This is a genomic window from Streptomyces sp. URMC 126 (assembly GCF_051386555.1).
Taxonomy (GTDB): domain Bacteria; phylum Actinomycetota; class Actinomycetes; order Streptomycetales; family Streptomycetaceae; genus Streptomyces.
On sequence record NZ_JBPQTX010001171.1, the window covers coordinates 1 to 247 of the forward strand.

Here is a 247-nt window from a genome sequence, read left to right on the forward strand (position 1 = left end):
CTTCCATGACGAGCTCGATCTTGCCCCCTTCAAGGTCAAGGTGCGCACGGGCGGCGGCCTCGCCGGTCACAATGGCCTTCGCTCGATCAATGCCTAACTCGGTCCGGACTTCCGCCGGGTGCGCATCGGCATCGGTCACCCTGGGCACAAGGACCGGGTCACCCCCCATGTGCTCGGCAACTACGCCAAATCGGAGATGGAGCCTCTTTCAGACCTGCTCGCCGCCGTTGCCGCCGAAGCGGAATGG

Annotated in this window: 1 pseudogene; it reads left to right on the forward strand. The window is 64.8% G+C overall.

Annotation, left to right across the window (positions count from 1 at the left end):
* Positions 1-247, forward strand: a pseudogene (locus ACSNOK_RS35545) (aminoacyl-tRNA hydrolase); the annotation flags it as partial.